This window comes from Syntrophaceae bacterium, assembly GCA_013177795.1.
Classification (GTDB): Bacteria; Desulfobacterota; Syntrophia; order Syntrophales; family UBA2192; genus UBA2192.
In genome coordinates this window covers 780,893-797,355 of sequence record JABLXY010000003.1, presented here as the reverse complement: position 1 = coordinate 797,355, position 16,463 = coordinate 780,893, and the positions used below count along the sequence as shown (strand labels likewise).

Here is a 16,463-nt window from a genome sequence, read left to right as displayed (position 1 = left end):
GCTCACGATCCCTGACCGCCTGCCCTCTTGACTTCCGTCTTTTCACGGGGCCCGAAGCCCGACACCGCCTGCTTCGGGCTGCGTTCCATCGCCGTCTCGTAGACAGCCACGAGCGCCCGCGCCTCGTCCGAGGGCCCAGGCATGCGCCGCGCGTAGGCGGCGCCGGCCTCGCCGAGGGATCGCCTCAGCGCCGCATCGTCGATGAGGCGAAGCGCCTTGTCGACGAAATCCGCGGGGTCCGACGGGTCGAAGAGCAGCCCCATGGGGGCATCGCCCAAGTCCCCCAGGACGGGCCAGCGGTTTCCGGGGATGTCCGAGGCGAGCAGGGGCTTGCCTGCCGCCCTGCCCTCGATGAGGACGTTGGAGAGCCCTTCCGACAGGGAGCCGTTGACCACCACATCGGCCGATCCGTAGGCCGACCGCATGGCCGCGGGCTCGATGGGCGGGACCCACCGCGCAAAGGCACACAGCCGCTCCGCTTCACGGCGAAAGCGCTCCGCGTAGGCCCGGTCGATGGGGGGCCCGGCAAACACGGCGCGCAGCTGCGGCCGAAGGCCGTGGGCCTTCTCGAGTGCGAGCAGGCATTCCAGGTTCCCCTTCACGGGCCGGATGCCCGCCGGCATAAAGAAAAGGACGCAGCCGGGGGCATCGCCGAAGGGCGCCCGAAGATCGTGGGCCTCCTCGCCGAGCCAGACGAAGGACTTCGGGACGAGGGAAACCCGCTCCATGCCCTCCGGCGCGATGTCCCGGAGGCGTGCCCTGCCCTCTTCGCTCTGGACGACGATCGCGTCCGCCCTGTGCAGGACCCGTCTGACGACCTCCCGCCTCTCCTCCACGAGCGACTCGATGTTCAAGTCAGTACCCGAGGGCGATACCACGAGGGGCAGTGTCCCCCAGGCCCTCTCCAGCGGCGGCTCGAGAAGGAGCCCGCCGGTGCGGTAGGCGTTGTGCACATGGAGCACGTCAGGCCGGAAGCGGCCGACGTCCCCGGCGAGATCCTCTGCCGTGCCCCCCTCGGTCGCAATGACCCGCACGTCGAGCCCCATGCCGACGAGCGAGCGCCGCCAGCGCTCAGCCGTCATGGCGTTGCCCGTCACGGCCGGCAGGGCCGTCGGCGTGAGGATGAGAAGCTTGAAGGGTTTCACGATCCGATCTCCCGGAAGGACACCAATATCACCCCGGCCGCCTGCAGGGCAAGCCGGAAACGGGGGTGCAGGAGGGCCTCGAGCTCCCGCTCGCGGTCCGCGGAGGAAAACGCCGAGAAGGGGTCCGTCTCCGGCACGCGGCCCGGGTGGACCATCAGCTCCGTCGTGCCCTCGGGAAGCGTCTCGATGAGCAGCAGCAGCCCCCGCAGATCGAGCCGGCCCTTCAGCAGCAGGCCCCGGAAATGATCGCTCGACGCGAGCCCCAACCCGCCGAGGGACTCCCGGGCCCCGCGGCCGAGAATCGAGAAGCGCCGGGCCTCCTCCGGGAGATCCGCGGCGGCGCCGTCGCCGCCGGGCGGGATCGTCTCGTCGGGGATGCGCATCCTCCGGATGCCGAGGCCCCTGGCGGTTTCCGCGACAATGTGCAGGGCCGCGGGGAAGACGTGGACGTGCTGGTGGCCGTCGATGTGGGTGACGGCGACCCCGGCATCGAGGAGCCGGGCGATCTGCAGGGCGGTCTCCGCCGCGATGTCCTCTTCGAGGGCCTGATGCCCCGCCTGCATGAGCAGCCGGTGCGCCGCGGCCTTGCCGAGGAAGCCGCCGTCCGGACCCGTGAGAGTTGCAAGCTGTCGCGACAGCGGCCGGCCCTCGCTGAGATTCAGGTGGACCCCGAACGAGACCCGATCGAAGCCGCCCGACCGGATCCCTTCCAGGGCGTGCTCCAGGGCGGGCCCGTTGGGCAGGATGCTCGCGCTCGTCACGACCCCCGCCCGCATCGCCTCGAAGATGCCCTCGTTGCGCCCCTCGTCGGCCCCGAGATCGTCGGCATTGACGATGAGACGTCTCATGGGGCCTTCACCCCCGATGCGCGGATGAAGAGGTTGCGAAAGACGTACTCGCCGCCGAAGACCTCGTGGAACTGCGCAACGCCGCGGCGGCGCAGGGACTCGAGGTAGTCGAAGAGCCCCTCGTCCATCGCGTCGTACTCGCGGGCCGTGAAGGGCCGCTCCGTTTCCCCGGCGACCTCCACCCCCGTGAAGCGCTCCCGGAGCCTTGCCATCACCGCGGGGACGTTCGCGATCGAGATCGCCGCCAGCCAGAGCCGGCCGCACTGCGGGTCGAGCCGGCCGGGGGCGCCGTCGATGACGGCCAGGAGGTGCCGCGCCCCGTCGGCCCCCCCGTAGCGGGGCCCGAAGGGCCTGCGGCCGGGCGTCTGGGGGGGCGTGGCGATGACCGCGTCGAAGCGCTCGCCCCCCGCAAGGGCCTCGTACCAGGAGCCGGCGCGCGTCTCGATGCGATCGGAAAAGCCGTTGAGGCCTGCGTTTTCGGCCGTTGCGCCGAGCGCCCGGGGATCGATGTCGACGGCCACGACCCGCCCCGCGCCCCCTTTCGCCGCCGCGAGGGAAAGGAGACCGCTGCCGCAGCCCAGATCGAGAACCCTCTCCCCGGGCCGGATGTCGAGCAGGCGGGCAAGTTCCACCGTGGAAGGCGGGGGCAGGTGCACGCCCGCCGGGACCCGGAGCCTGACGGGCCCGGCCGGCAGCTCGACCGTCATCTCCCGGATACCCCGGTTTGCTGCGGGGCGGCGCCCGAGCGCCGCGGCCAGGATCCGCCGGAGCAGGGCCGGGAAATCCATGCCCGCCCATCGCGCCGACAGGGCAAGCGCCTCCTCGGGCTCCATGCTCGGCGTGACGTTGGCCTCCATGAAGAAGAGGCTCCCCCCCGGCGAGCGGCGCACGTCGAAGCGGCCGTAGTCCCTGAGCCCCAGCGCCCGGAAGGCGGCCAGGCTGAGTTCGGCCAGCGCACGGGATTCGTCCGGCGCTAGCTCGGCCCTCACCGCATCACGTCGTCCCGGCCGGACGTCCCGGAGCTTGAAGGCCTCCGTCAGGACGCCGGTGTCCCCGCCTTCCGTGATCCATTCCAGGGGGGGCAGCACCTCCCCGTCCACGACGGAGACGGCGAGTTCCCGGCCGGGGACGAACATCTCCACGAGGACGGGCTGGCCGTAACGGGCGAGCAGCTCACCGAGGCTGCCGCGGGCCTCGGCCTCGCTGCGGGCGACGACAAGCCCGCGGCTCATGTGCTCTGCGGACGGCTTCAGGATGTACGGCGGACGGAGCCAGGACGGGATCGGGTCGTCCGCCGAGGCGCAGAGCACGCCCGGCGCAACGGGGATGCCGGCAGCCCCGAGACGGGCCTTCGCCGCGGCCTTGTCGTCGGCAAGGGCACAGGCCCTCGCATCGGAGCCGGCGATCACGATTCCGTGGGACTCGAGAAGGGAGCGCACGAGGGACCGCAGGCGTCCGTGGCCGCGGTAGGTGTCCGTGTGGTCGATGACGATGTCGCAGTGTGCGGCCAGTTCGGCGATGCGGAACTCGACCTGCTCCGAGTCGACGATGAGCGCGTCGTGTCCGAGGGACGCCAGTCCCCGGGAGACGGCCGCTGCGCACCCGCAGGGGGATGAAGCCGTGTGGATGATGCCCACTCGCATGAAGACACCCGGGAAACGGCCCTCACGTTTCCCTTCCCTCGACGGGAGGGGATCACTGTGAGGGTGCCTGATTGCAAGGCCCTCCTCACCCCCTGCCGCGGGCGGGGAGGGGGGAATGAATCTATGGATATCAAAGGTTTTTCCAACGTAGACGATGCGCACGGGGAAGTCAATGAAACAAACAGGTGATGCGGGGTTCGGGTCTTCCTGCCCTTCCGCCGGACCCTGCCCCGGCGTTTGGCACGAATCTTTCATAATGATCATCATGGCAAGGATGAAATCTGTCAGCACGACAGCCCTTGCGTCCACGAGAACTGACGATACGGGAAGACCATGCAGGTCCTCGAGGGAAACGGCGAGATCATCCAGGCGCTCCGGAAGATCCCGAAGCTCCAGGCCTTCGACAAGAAGGACCTTCGCAAGATTCTCAGCTGCAGCCAGATCCTCAAATACGCCCCCGGCGAGACGATCTGCCGGGAGGAGGAGCCGGACCATCGGATCTACTTCATCGTCTCGGGCAAGGTCCGGGTCACCCGCAACGGGGTGGAGATCAAGGTCCTCGCGCGCACGGGCGACGTCTTCGGCGAGATGCGCCTCCTGTCCGTTTCCGCCCGGACCTCGTCGGTGGCGGCCGTCGACGAGACGGTATGCCTCGTCACGGACGTGGCGGCCATGGAAAACCTCAGGAAAGAGGACCGGGTGGCCTTCGCGGCCATCTACTACATGGTCATGGCCGAGGTCCTCGCACGGCGGCTCAAGGAGACGAGCGACGAGCTGACGCGGGTCCGGGGCGAGCTGCAGCGGCTCAAGTCCTCGACGGGCCTCGCCGACACGGTCGGGTCGGCGTGACGCCGTGCGGGCGGGACATCGGACCCGGGACACCCACCCTGCGATTGCCTCTTACTCACCCCCGAATTCCATCACCCCCTGCGCCGGCACTGTGCATCCCCCAGCGGAACGGGACGGCCGGGGGCGATTGCCGTTTGTGTTCTCCGCCGTTCTCTGGTAAGAAGAATCGCTCGCGGGACGGACCACGGCCCCGTCTGCGCGATGCCCTGAAAACCATGAAGCGACACTACCTGCTGAGCGCCCTGGCCCTCGTCGCCTTTTTCGCCGTCGGGGCCTACGTCTTCATCCGCAACGACCTCCACGTGTATTTTTACGACCGCGAGCGCGCCGTGGCCATGATCACGTCGTACGACCCTTACGACGTGTTTGTCTTCATCGCGCTGCAGATCCTCCAGGTGGTCTTCGCGCCGTTTCCCGGCGAGGTGAGCGGGTTCATCGGGGGGTACCTGTACGGCCCCGTCCTGGGAACCGTCTACTCGACGATCGGGCTGACGATCGGCTCCTGGCTCGCCTTCCTGCTCGCCCGCATCTTCGGCCTGCCCCTGGTGGAAAGGGTCGTCAAGCCGGAGACCCTTCGCAAGTACGACTACGTCATCGAACACAAGGGGGTCTTCATCGCCTTCTTTCTCTTCCTGATCCCGGGCTTCCCGAAGGACTACCTGTGCTACATCCTCGGCCTGTCCCACATGCGGACCGCGACCTTTCTCGTCATCTCCACCGTGGGCCGGCTCTTCGGCACCATCATGCTCTCCGTGTTCGGGAGCTTCGCCCGCAACAACCAGTTCTGGCCCATGGCCGGCCTGCTTGCCGTCACGGGCTGCTGCCTGTTCGTCGCCTACCTCTACCGCGAGAAATGGCTGGAGAAGATCCGGGAGCGGGCGGCGAAATACGAAGGGGGGCCCCCGACGGCGGGCGCGTGAGGAACGGGCGTGCACCGCAGAGCGCGCAGGGCAGGGCACGGACGGCGCAAGGAGTGAGGGCAGCGGGGCGTAGTAAACGGATCTGACAGCAAAGAGGGACCGGGGATCTTTTCCCCGGTCCCTCTTTCTTCCTTCTTGCCTCTACCCTCGGTCCTCGACCCTCAACGCTGTATCACCGGTACTGCGTGAAGCTGAAGGGATCGGCGACCCGGCGCAGGCCGTCGTCGATCTCGCCGTAGCTCGCAAGGTAATACTCGACCGACTTCCCGGGGGGAATCGCCTTCTGCAGCTCCTCCTGAATCTGCGTCGAGGGCTCGGCCAGGACGAGCTTAATCGTCTTGGCGCTGTTCTCCAGCACGATGATCTTGCGCTCCATGGCGTAGCGCTCGCCGATGACCTTCTGGAGCTGGGGGTTGGGCTGGTAGTCCTTCAGGGACAGGATGGGCATGTTGAAGTGCTTGGACAGGGCCGTCAGGTAGCCGCGGCTGTTGATGTACCCCAGCTCGATGAGCAGCAGCCCCAGGGGCCTCGTGTGGCCCCACTTTTCCTTGATCTTTTTCTGCTTCGAGAGGGCCTCCTCGAGCTGCTCGGGGGTGATGAGCTTCTGATCCACGAGGATTTCGCCGATCGTCTTGCGCTTGTTGGAGTAGTAGAGGGCCCGGTTGATCTTCTCCTGCGAAACCCCCATCTCGAAGAGGATCTCGCCCAGGTACTTCCCCGGCTGCTCGGCCTTGACCCGCAGGGCGCGCTCCAGCTGCTCCCGGCTGATGATGCCTTTGTCGACAAGGATCTGACCCAGGGTCTTTTCGCTGCCGGGCCTGGTCTTGCTGTCCATTTCATCCTCACGAGGCTGTGTCTTTTATCCCGTCTCGGCACTCCGACGGATCGGCCCCCCACTGCTGTTGAGCAAATTCCATGCCACGTCCTGGATTCCCGCGGCTTGACTTGCGGCGGCCGGTGTGAGAGCATCCCGGCCAGGCATCCCGTTCACCGGGATAAGGGGAACTCATCCGTTTGTCATCGAACAAGTTCAACCTCAAAGTCCTGCTTCTTCTCTCCTCGGGTCACCTCGTGACGGACCTCTACCAGGGGGCGCTGCCCGTCATCCTGCCGTTCCTCAAGGCAAAGCTCCTGCTCTCCTACACGGCCACGGGAACGATCCTACTGGTAGGCACGCTCACGTCCTCGATCATCCAGCCCCTGTTCGGCTACATCTCGGACCGCAAGGAAAAGCCCCTGTTTCTGCCGCTGGGCTGCCTCTGCGCGGGAGCGGGATTCTCGATGCTCGCGCTGCCGTCGAGCTTCGCCCTCGTGCTGCCGCTTGTCGTCCTGAGCGGCATGGGGATCGCCGCATACCACCCCGAGGGGTTCCGGACGGCGCACTTCTTCACGGGCGAAAGGAGAGTCACCGGGATGTCCATCTTCTCCGTCGGGGGCAACCTGGGCTTCGCCATCGGCCCCCTGCTGGCGCTCTTCGTGGTCCGGAGCTGGGGCTTCGAGAGCCTTCCCGTGCTGGCGGCGCCCGCGGTGCTCTTCGCCGTGACGATCCTGCTGTCCTGGCACATGATCGTCATCCCCCGCCCCGGGGCCCCCGCCGCCTCGGCAGCCCGGCAGGCCGGGCCCGGGGCGGCGCAGTGGCTGTCGCTCTGCGTGCTCATCGGTGTCGTCGTGATGCGCTCGTGGATCCAGGTCGGCCTGCTGACCTACATCCCCTTCTACTTCATCGATCACCTCAAAGGCGACATCCTGCAGGCCGGGACCCTCGTCACGACGTTTCTCGCGGGCGGGGCGGTCGGAACGCTGGCCGGGGCGCCGCTTGCCGACCGCTGGGGGCACAAGCGCTACCTCGTGCTCTCCATGCTGCTGTCTTCCCTGCTCATGCCCCTGTTCTTCGTCACGCAGGGGGTTCTGCTCTTCGCGGTCCTCGGCCTTCTGGGCATGGTCCTCATCTCCACGTTTTCGGTGACCATCGTCATGGCCCAGCACCTGATCCCGCAGGGCCTGGGGGTTGCATCGGGTCTCATGGCGGGGTTCGCCATCGGCACGGGGGGCATCTGCGTGACACTGCTGGGCGTCGTCGCGGACCACTTCGGTGTCCCCGCGGCCCTTCAGGCCGTGATGGCCTTGCCCGTGATCGGCCTTCTGCTTGCGCTGAGCCTGCGTTACAGGCAGGAGGGTGAAAGGGCAAGCGGACGGTGACCCCCAATCACTGCACGGGAATCACCACGAAGATCAGCACGTCCCAGACCGCATGCGAGATGAGGCCCGGCCACACCGACCGGTACGTCAGGTACATCGCCCCCCAGAACAGCCCGCAGATCAGCGACGCCATGAAGAGCATGAAGTTGAACCCGAAGACGTGGATGCCCGCGTAGACCAGGGAAGCGACGATGTAGCCGCCCGCACGACCGTACTTCGCGTAGAGCCGCTCCTGCACGAACCCGCGCCAGAAGACCTCCTCGGCGGGCCCCACCCAGAAAAGCAGCAGCAGCCCGATGACGAGCGGGGATGCCTGCGCCCGGGTGCTGTAGATATCCGCGATCTCGGGCCTGGCGAAATGGAAGATTTGCGTCGAGACGAGATTGCCGACCCAGAAGACGGCGTACAGGAGCAGGGCCGACACGATCCCGATGAGGACGTGGGCGGGCCTGAATGCGTAGATCTCGCGGAGGCGCTCTCTCTGCAGCCACAGCCCCGCCGCGGACAGGACGGCCGTCGCCGCGGCCATGACGAGCCAGAAATTGAGCCGCGGCGCCGTCCACGGCGAGAACATGAGGAACCAGAAGAACGCGGCCAGGGCGCAGAGCCGGACAACGGGTGTCATCGCAGGAAGGTTCCGGCGAAAATGGCCAGCCCGAAGAGCGTGCAGAAAGCCAGGTGAAGCTGGGCCGACATGACGTCCCCCGTGGCGATGGAATCGGGCCTGCCCGGGACGCTTGCCGCGACGGCCCTTACGTTCCTCACCGCCAGGGGAAGCGTCAGCGAGACCACCAGCGCCAGCGGGGTGACGAGCCCTGCCAGCACCATCACGGCCACCACGAGGTAGGCCCCCGCAACGAGCCCCGCGTAGACGGCCTTTGCAGCCGGCACACCGAGCACCATGGCCATGGTCCGGATGTTCGCCTCGGCATCGTAGGGGATGTCCCGGAGGTTGTTGGCGTGCAGGATGGCGGCAACGAGGCAGCCCACGGGGAGGGACGCGTAGAACACCGTCAGGCTGAAGCCGCCCGTCAGGGCAAAATAGGAACCGATGACCATCAGGGGGCCCATGAGGATGAACACCAGAATGTCGCCCAGGGCCACGTACTTGTAGCCGACGGGGCCGCCCGTGTAGAACCAGCCCCCGAGAAGCCCGATGACGCCCAGGACGAAGATGGGCCAGCCCCGCACCGCGACGAGCAGCAGGCCGAGGGAAAAGCCGACGGCAAACAGGAGGATGCCCGCCGTGAGAAGCTGCTTCGGGGTGATCTGACCCTCGAAGAGGACCCGGCTGCCGCCGAGCGTCTCATCCCGGTCGACCCCGCGGCGGTAATCGAAATAGTCGCTCACCATGTTCGTCCCGACGTGGAAAAGCAGCGAGCAGGCGACGATCAGGGGAAAGAGGGGCCAGTCGACCGGTCCCTCGGCGGAGGCGGCCAGCACGGCGCCGATGACCACGGGCAGGACGGACGCCGTCAGGGAAAAGGGCCGTGCCGCCTGGAACCACACGGCCAGCAGGGTTCGCTTCTGATCGATGGTGGAGGTGTCTCTGGTGCCCATCCCGTTCTCCTCGAGAGCGGCTGCATAGTTTCGAAGGGCTTTTTTCACAACAGGCCTGCCAAGTCAAGCCCAAAATCAGGCAGCCGATTGGCGATAACATAAGCACGATACGGGGAAAAAGGAAGGGTACGGCAGTGCGCGGCGGAAACGGAAAGGGCGGCCGGGCGGCCGCCCTTTTGCCTGTTTTCAGTCGACCCTCTTGAACATCTGCTTGTTGGCCCCGCACACGGGACACTTGTCAGGCGCTTCACCCTCCACGGTCATCCCGCATACCTGACAGACCCAGTAGTCCGTGTCGGGCGTCTTGCCCAGGTTTTCGAGCATCTTCCTGTAGAGCCCCGCATGGATCTTCTCGACGGCGTTGGCGAACTCGAAGCTCCGCAGGGCACCCGATGCACCCTCGGTCTTCGCATCGGCGATCATTTGGGGGTACATCTTCTGGAACTCGTAGGACTCGCCGTTGATGGCCTCCTCGAGGTTCTCCCTCGTGGAGCGGATCCCGCCCAGTTCGCGCAGATGGGCATGGGCGTGCACCGTTTCCGCCTCGGCGGCGGCTCTGAACAGCTTTGCGGCCTGCTTGAACCCTTCCGCCTCGGCCTTCTTCGCGAAGGCGAGATACTTGCGGTTGGCCTGCGACTCACCCGCGAAGGCGTCTTCCAGGTTTTTCTTCGTCTTCGACATATATTCCTCCTTTTCGAAATTTTTTTTCGGCCTCATTCACGAACGTCGAAGGGGACACGCAGCCGCGCCCCCTCATGTCATTGATATATGTTTAGGATATATCAAGCTTTTTCGGTTTTCACAATTTTTTCATCCCCGGGCCCACCGCCCGTGAGAACGGGAATGCACCCGTCGCAACGCCCGGCATGGCAAATGCACACCGAAAACCCATTGATAATCGCCTCCAATGTCATTATAGTGCATCCATTATAACGATTGTTGCATTGTTTATCTTTCTTGTGGACGGTCTCTGATGGTTTTCTGGAGCCCCTATGTATCGCATTCTCCTTCTTCTGACCTGCGCACTGCTGGTGCCGGGATGTGTTTCTTACAAGAAATTCGAGGACTTGCAGATTGAAAACGACAGGCTCAACAAGGAGCTGCTGCTTACGCGCCAGCAGAACCAAACCCTCGCCGAGGAGCTGAAACAGCTCAAGGACCTCTCGGACTTCTACTACAAGACGGGCATGAGCCTTTACGAGGAGAAGCGATACGGCGATGCCCTGGAGAAATTCCAGACCCTCGTCGACCGCTTCCCGACGAGCCGGCACGCCGCCGCGGCGGGGGAGAAGATCTCCGAGATCCGAAACCTCGCCCTGAACAACTTCCAGAGGATCGTGAAATCCGTCGAATCGACGAGGGACCTTCGGGCCAGGATCGAGCTGATCGACCGGGAAACGAAGGCGGCCTTCCTGACGAAGGATCTCGGCGAAAGGCTCCAGGGGCTGCGCGAGGAGCTGCGGCAGGAACTCGAGGCCGAACTCGAGGCCCAGCGGGAGATCAACCGGCACATCCTCATCGAGGACGACCCGATCAAGTCGTGGAAGGTGTACCGCTCGACCCGGCCGCTCACGCAGAGCGTCGGGGAGGACCGGAAGTTCACCGTGGAGCTCTACTTTGTCCAGCGCTACACGGGCAAGAAGTTCTTCAAGGTGAGGACAAGATACCAGGCCCCGGAGTACCTCTCCTACGAGTCCGTCACCCTGCAGGGCCACAACGGCACGAAGCTGACGATCGACACGATCTACCCGCAGAAGCAGTCCATGATCGATTCGGGCGGGGTCATCGAGTGGTCCGACAACGAGATCGCCGAGGACGACAAGATCGCAAAGCTGGCAAAATCGGGTTCGATCACGGTGACCTTCAAGGGCGGCAACCGTTACACCTTCGAGATGGACGAGCAGCAGCTCGCCGCCTTCCGGGAGATCGTGCGGAAGTACCAGGTCACGCGATAAAGAAGGAAGACAGGAAGAGCAGAAGTCAGGAAAAGACGAAGGGCTTGCCGGACGGCAAGCCCTTTTCCATTTCGGTTTCCGAGCTTCCTGACTTCTCAACTTCTGAACTTCGCACTCAGCAATCGGATGCTGAAGCTACGTTGCCGGCCGCCGCAAGGCTCCGGAGAGACCGACCGGCGTTTACTTCCCCTCGACGCCGTTGATGCAGATGTCGACCACGAAGGGCCCATGCGGGGTCTCGAAGGGGATGATGATGCTCGGCCCCCCGAGCACGTGGCTGATCGAGTGGTCCTTGCCGGCCACGACGGTCGGGATGGCCGCCGTGATGTTGAACCCGAGGGTCTCGAGCTCCTTGCGGGCCGCGCCGGAGACCATGTTGGTGATCTCGCCCACGGCGTCCTTGATGTCGCCGTTGAGGGTCTTGATCTCCTCGCCGAGCATGTTGGAAACGACCTTCAGGATGCAGCCCTCGCTGAAGCTCAGCGCCAGCGAACCCCGGGCCGCGCCGGTCAGGCCGATGATGCCCGAGACGTCGCCGCGGGCGAGGCTGTCCTTCTTGAGGAAGGGCTTGCCCGCCTTGGGCTCCACGAAGGCCATCGTCTTCAGGACCTGCACGGTCCCGTTGAGGAACGGGTTGATGAATCGTACGTCCATGGGGATTGGTCCTTTGCCGGTTTACGCCGCGAGGCTCTTGACGATCTTCTCGATCTTCTCGTTGAGCACCTCGGCGGTGAAGGGCTTCACGATGTAGTTGCTCACCCCCGCCTTGACGGCCGCCACCACGTTGTCCTTCAGGGCCTCTGCCGTCACCATCAGGAACGGCAGCGCCTTGAGCTCGTCGTCCGCCCGCACGGCCTTGAGCAGATCGAGCCCGCTCATGTTCGGCATGTTCCAGTCGGAGATGATGAAGTCGACCGGCTGGGACTTCAGGACCCTGAGGGCCGCCGCCCCGTCCTCGGCTTCCACGATGTTCTCGAAGCCGCCCTGCTTGAGCAGGTTCCGGATGACCTTCCGCATGGTGGCGAAGTCATCGACGATGAGGATCTTGAGATTCTTGTCCACGCTCATAGTTTCCCCCGCAATCAGGTTTGTTTTCTCCGAATCCGCGCATCCCTGCCGCGCTGCGTACCGGGCCCGCGGGCGTCAGTTCGCTTCGGCCATCTCGAAAAGGCCCTCGGGGTCGAGGATCAGGCCCACGTTGCCGTCGCCGAGGATGGCGCCGCCGGAGACCCCCTTGATGCGCTTGAGGCTCTCGCCCAGGTTCTTGATCACGACCTCCTCCTTGCCGAGGATCTCGTCGACGAGCAGGCACTTCGCGCGCTTCTCGCCCTCCATCACGACCAGAGTGGCCTCCCAGGGGTTCCGGTGCACGGGCTCGATGTCGAAGAGCCGGTGCAGGCGAACCAGCGGCAGCAGGCGCCCCATGACGTTGATCGTCTCCGCCTCGCCGACGATGCAGTTGTAGGCCGCCCGGTCGGGGCGGATGAGCTGCCGGATGGCCACCGTGGGCAGGATGTAGCGCTCGCTGCCGACCTTGACGATCATGCCGTCGATGATGGCCATGGTGAGCGGGAAGGCCGTGACGAAGGTCGTCCCCTTCCCCTCGGCGCTCTGGATGTCCATCTTGCCGCGGAGCTTCTCCACGGCCTGCTTGACGACGTCCATCCCGACGCCCCGGCCCGAGATGTCGGTGATCTTCTCGGCCGTCGAGAAGCCGGGCAGCAAAATGAGCCGGTGGATCTCCTGGTCCGTCAGGGCATCCGAGGGGCCGATGAGCCCGTTCTTGAGGGCCTTCTCGCGGATCTTCTCCCGGTTGAGGCCCCGGCCGTCGTCGGAGATCTCGATGACGATGTTGCCGCCGCGGTGGAAGGCCTTGAGCTTGATCGTGCCGCGCTCGGGCTTGCCCGCCCGGATGCGGTCCTCGGGCATCTCCATCCCGTGGTCCACGGCATTGCGGATCATGTGGACGAGCGGGTTGTAGATCTCGTCGACCATGTTGCGGTCGATCTCCGTGTCCTCGCCCACCGTGACGACGTTGATGAGCTTGCCCGAGTTCTTCGAGAGGTCCCGCACGAGCCTCGCCATGCGCTGGAAGGTCTGCTTGATGGGCACCATGCGCAGGACCGTGGAGGAGCGCTGCAGCTCGGAGGTGATGCTCGCGAGCTGCGAGATGTCCCGCACGAGCTTCCGGTCGCCGAGGGTCAGGAGGGTTTCGCTCTGCCGGATCATGGACTGCGTGATGACGAGCTCGCCCACCATGTCGATGAGGTCGTCGAGCTTCTTGATGTCCACGCGGATCGTGTTGGAGTCCGTCACCTGCTGGGCCTGCTTGCGCAGCGCGCGGGAGACGTCCTTCGGCGAGGCGATCCCCTCGGCGATGAGCGTCTGGCCGAGCTTGCGGGGCGGAGGGATCTGGGAGCGCTCCAGGGCCGCCTGCAGCTCTTCCTCGTTGATGACCCCCTCCTCGACGAGGATGGCCCCGAGCTTCTTGGGCTGCTTCGGCTGGTCGGCGCCCTGCTCGGCGAGCTTGATGCGCCGGACGAGGTCGGAAGTGTCGATCACCTCCGTGGCCTCCCGGCCCTCGAGCGCGTCGCGCAGCTGGCCGATCATGGCCTTCAGGGTGTCCGAGCCGTCGAGGATGAGGTCGATGAGTTCCGGCGTGACGGGCAGGGCCTCGTTTCTCGCCTTGTCCAGGAGCGTCTCGAGGTCATGGGCCAGCGTGCGGATGTCGACGAGGTTCAGGAAGCTGGCCACGCCCTTGATGGAGTGGAACGGCCGGAAGATGGCGTTGATGTAGTCCTTGTTTTCGGGTTCCTGCTCGAGGTTGAGGATGTTCACCTCGATCTCGCCGATGTACTCGAGCCCCTCGGTGATGAAATCGCGCAGCAGTGCCTCGTCCTGGACCCGGTCCTTTCCGGCCGCCGGTGGGCTCTCGGGGGCCGTCTCCGCGGAGGCCGGCGCCGCCGTCTCGGCGGCTGCGGCCTCCGGGGGCATGCCCAGGCCAGCGGCGAGCTCCGCCATGAACCCCTCGATGCTCCCGTCGTAGCGCCCCGCGTTGCAGTAGCCGTCGGCCACGGACTGCAGCAGCACGATGCCGCGCTCGAACAGCCCGAACCCCGCGGCGGCGTCGACGGACTCGAGGACCACCTTCTCGAGGAGCTGACTCAGGCCGCCCGCCAGCCGCCGGGCCTCGGGCACCCCGAGGCTCTCCGCATGCCCCATGACCGCTTCGAGCTGGTTCAGGAACTGTCCCGCCGTCGGGATGTCGATCTCCCTCTTCTCCAGGAAGAGGAAGTTCGACGCCATGTCGTCGATCTCGCGTCTCAGTTCAGCATGATCCATGTCACATCATCCTCACCAGTTCCCCGGCGATCTGCTCCAGGGGCAGGACCCGGTCCACACCGCCGAGCTTGATGGCTTCCTTCGGCATGCCGAAGACCACGCAGGTGTTCTCGTCCTGGGCGATGGTTCTCGCCCCGGCCTTCTTCATCTCCAGCATCCCCGCCGCCCCGTCGGCTCCCATCCCCGTGAGGATCACCCCGATCGCGTTGGCGCCGGCGACCTGGGCCGCGGACTTGAACAGGACGTCCACGGCGGGCCGCTGGTGGTGCACCATGGGCCCGTCCTTGACCTCCACGTAGTAGCGGGCCCCGCTGCGCCGCAGGAGCATGTGATAGTTCCCCGGGGCGATGAGCACCGTCCCCTGGGTCACGGAATCGTTGTTCTTCGCCTCCTTCACCGTCATCTGGCACAGGCCGTTGAGACGCTCGGCAAAGGCCGTCGTGAAATTGGCCGGCATGTGCTGCACGACGACGATGCCGGGGGCGTTCACGGGCATTTTCGTGAGCACGGCCTTGAGGGCCTCCGTGCCCCCCGTGGAGGCGCCGATGGCGATGACCTGGTTCGTCGTCTGGGCCAGGGCCCGGACCGGCTCCGCCGGGCCCCCGTTTCCGGGGCCGTCCCCCTGCTGTTTCACGATCCGTGCCCGCGAGGCCGCCCGGATCTTCTCGGCCAGCTGGGCGCTCATATCCCCCACGGTGTAGGCCGCCCCGGGCTTCGCGACGACCTCGACGGCGCCGATGTCGAGGGCCTCGAGCGTCAGTTTTCCACCCTTCGGCGTCAATGAACTTACGATGATGACGGGCAGGGGGTAGTACTTCATGAGCTTCCGCAGGAACGTGATCCCGTCCATGCGGGGCATCTCGATGTCGAGGGTGACCACGTCGGGCTTGAGGGCGACGATCTTGTCCCGGGCCACGTAGGGGTCCGGCGCCGTGCCCACGATCTCGATGTCGGGGAACTTCGAGAGCTCCTCCGAGAAGATCTTGCGGACGATGGCCGAATCGTCGACGATGAGTACTTTGATCTTGTTCACGGCTCGATGAGTCTCCGCTCCCGCTGCGTTTCCTTCTTTTGTGTTTTGCGCTGCTGCCGATCTCACGGCACAAGGCTTAGGGCCGAGGGCAAGCGGCAACAAAAGAGGCCTTTCGCCTTTCGCCTTTTGCCCGCCCTACGCCTCCATCTCGAGCACCACCCTCATCTTCCCCGCCTCGCAGTCAAAATCGAAGGACACGGCGTCATCGGGGATCGGCGCCTGACCCGGCCGCGCCGAGAACTCCGGCAGCGACATCGTGAATTTCTTCGAGGCGTCCCAGTGGACGAGGAAATTCCCGCAGACCATGTTTGCGGCCTCCCTGACGCAATCCGCCACGTGCGGCTCCGTCACGTCCCCGTTGTCGAGGCCGAGCATGTTGCGGACCATGAGCCGGGCCACAGGGCGGGTCATCAGGATGCGCATCGCCCCCCGCCGCGGCCCGTCGAAGCGGATCGCGGCCTCGCAGTCATGGACCGGGGCGGCGCCCCCGGGCTCGAGAAAGATGAAGAACATCCTCTCGAAGACCTCAAAAATCGACTCCGCCAAGATCTCTTTCACGCTCTCCATAGTCCCCCTTTTCGTCAAACCCGAGCACCCCGAGGAGCATCCTCCTGACGTCCTCGGGCAGGAAGGGTTTCCGGATGAATCCCCTGGCCCCCAGCTCGAGGGCGGTTTTCACGTGGGCGTCGCTGGCCTCCGTGCTCATCATGACCACGGGGATGTTCTTCAGGAGGTCGTCCTCGCTCATCTTCCGGAGAAGCTCGAGGCCGTTCATCTCCGGCATGTTGATGTCGAGCATGACGGCATCCACCCAGTTGTCCCCGAGGATCTCGAGGGCCCTGCGCCCGTTTTCCGCCTCGAGAAGCCGGTTGACCCCGATGCCCGACAGGCCGACGATCTTCTTCACGACGGACCGCATCGAGCTCGAATCATCGACGATGAGCAGATTGAACGACATCGCTCCCTCCG

At 65.5% G+C, this 16,463-nt stretch carries 17 protein-coding genes; 4 read left to right on the top strand and 13 right to left on the bottom strand.

Going from position 1 to position 16,463, the window contains the following annotated elements; all coding sequences use genetic code 11:
• Positions 1–2 precede the first annotated feature (2 nt).
• From HPY67_13675 to HPY67_13665, 3 genes are read right to left on the bottom strand one after another with little or no spacing between them, the layout of a single operon-like run.
• On the bottom strand, positions 3–1,145 hold the full coding sequence (locus HPY67_13675) for a glycosyltransferase family 4 protein (GenBank protein NPV05771.1): 1,143 nt from the start codon (positions 1,143–1,145) through the stop codon (positions 3–5).
• Positions 1,142–1,993, bottom strand: a complete 852-nt coding sequence (locus HPY67_13670; GenBank protein ID NPV05770.1) for a ChbG/HpnK family deacetylase — start codon at positions 1,991–1,993, stop codon at positions 1,142–1,144. Before HPY67_13670 ends, HPY67_13675 begins: the two co-directional genes overlap by 4 nt.
• Entirely contained in the window at positions 1,990–3,636 is a 1,647-nt protein-coding gene (locus HPY67_13665; protein NPV05769.1) for a methyltransferase, read from the bottom strand. The genes HPY67_13670 and HPY67_13665 overlap by 4 nt, the downstream gene beginning before the upstream one ends.
• Before the next feature lie 333 nt (positions 3,637–3,969).
• On the opposite strand from HPY67_13665, the gene HPY67_13660 reads away from it, so the two are divergent.
• The gene (locus tag HPY67_13660) at positions 3,970–4,485 is read left to right on the top strand and encodes a cyclic nucleotide-binding domain-containing protein (GenBank protein ID NPV05768.1); all 516 of its coding nucleotides are present in this window, start codon (positions 3,970–3,972) and stop codon (positions 4,483–4,485) included.
• Positions 4,486–4,700: 215 nt separating this feature from the next.
• Positions 4,701–5,405, top strand: coding sequence for a TVP38/TMEM64 family protein (locus HPY67_13655; GenBank protein ID NPV05767.1), 705 nt, complete (start codon positions 4,701–4,703; stop codon positions 5,403–5,405).
• A 172-nt stretch (positions 5,406–5,577) separates the two neighbouring features.
• Here HPY67_13655 and HPY67_13650 read toward each other — a convergent pair whose 3' ends face one another.
• A complete protein-coding gene (locus HPY67_13650; protein NPV05766.1) occupies positions 5,578–6,240 on the bottom strand; it encodes a hypothetical protein in 663 nt (220 codons plus the stop codon).
• 179 nt (positions 6,241–6,419) lie between these two features.
• Between HPY67_13650 and HPY67_13645 the strand changes: the two genes are divergently transcribed.
• The gene (locus HPY67_13645; GenBank protein ID NPV05765.1) at positions 6,420–7,604 is read left to right on the top strand and encodes an MFS transporter; all 1,185 of its coding nucleotides are present in this window, start codon (positions 6,420–6,422) and stop codon (positions 7,602–7,604) included.
• A gap of 7 nt (positions 7,605–7,611) precedes the next feature.
• On the opposite strand, the gene HPY67_13640 is transcribed toward HPY67_13645, so the two are convergent.
• From HPY67_13640 to HPY67_13630, 3 genes are all read right to left on the bottom strand, one after another.
• Positions 7,612–8,229, bottom strand: a complete 618-nt coding sequence (locus HPY67_13640; GenBank protein ID NPV05764.1) for a CPBP family intramembrane metalloprotease — start codon at positions 8,227–8,229, stop codon at positions 7,612–7,614.
• Positions 8,226–9,164, bottom strand: coding sequence for a 1,4-dihydroxy-2-naphthoate octaprenyltransferase (gene menA / locus HPY67_13635; protein ID NPV05763.1), 939 nt, complete (start codon positions 9,162–9,164; stop codon positions 8,226–8,228). The genes HPY67_13640 and menA overlap by 4 nt, the downstream gene beginning before the upstream one ends.
• A gap of 186 nt (positions 9,165–9,350) precedes the next feature.
• Positions 9,351–9,845, bottom strand: coding sequence for a rubrerythrin family protein (locus HPY67_13630; GenBank protein ID NPV05762.1), 495 nt, complete (start codon positions 9,843–9,845; stop codon positions 9,351–9,353).
• Positions 9,846–10,156: 311 nt separating this feature from the next.
• On the opposite strand from HPY67_13630, the gene HPY67_13625 reads away from it, so the two are divergent.
• Positions 10,157–11,119, top strand: coding sequence for a hypothetical protein (locus HPY67_13625; protein ID NPV05761.1), 963 nt, complete (start codon positions 10,157–10,159; stop codon positions 11,117–11,119).
• A 180-nt stretch (positions 11,120–11,299) separates the two neighbouring features.
• Here the strand turns inward: HPY67_13625 and HPY67_13620 are convergent, their stop codons facing one another.
• The 6 genes from HPY67_13620 to HPY67_13595 form a co-directional block, all read right to left on the bottom strand.
• Positions 11,300–11,773, bottom strand: coding sequence for a chemotaxis protein CheX (locus HPY67_13620; protein ID NPV05760.1), 474 nt, complete (start codon positions 11,771–11,773; stop codon positions 11,300–11,302).
• A gap of 21 nt (positions 11,774–11,794) precedes the next feature.
• Positions 11,795–12,187: a chemotaxis protein CheY gene (locus HPY67_13615; protein NPV05759.1), complete on the bottom strand. Its 393-nt coding sequence runs from the start codon at positions 12,185–12,187 to the stop codon at positions 11,795–11,797.
• Between the two features lie 75 nt (positions 12,188–12,262).
• Positions 12,263–14,461, bottom strand: coding sequence for a chemotaxis protein CheA (locus tag HPY67_13610; GenBank protein ID NPV05758.1), 2,199 nt, complete (start codon positions 14,459–14,461; stop codon positions 12,263–12,265).
• A gap of 1 nt (position 14,462) precedes the next feature.
• Positions 14,463–15,494 (bottom strand): chemotaxis response regulator protein-glutamate methylesterase, encoded by a 1,032-nt coding sequence (locus tag HPY67_13605; GenBank protein NPV05757.1) that lies wholly within the window; start codon positions 15,492–15,494, stop codon positions 14,463–14,465.
• A gap of 135 nt (positions 15,495–15,629) precedes the next feature.
• Entirely contained in the window at positions 15,630–16,052 is a 423-nt protein-coding gene (locus tag HPY67_13600) for a hypothetical protein (GenBank protein NPV05756.1), read from the bottom strand.
• A complete protein-coding gene (locus HPY67_13595; GenBank protein NPV05755.1) occupies positions 16,021–16,452 on the bottom strand; it encodes a response regulator in 432 nt (143 codons plus the stop codon). Before HPY67_13595 ends, HPY67_13600 begins: the two co-directional genes overlap by 32 nt.
• Between the last annotated feature and the right edge of the window lie 11 nt (positions 16,453–16,463).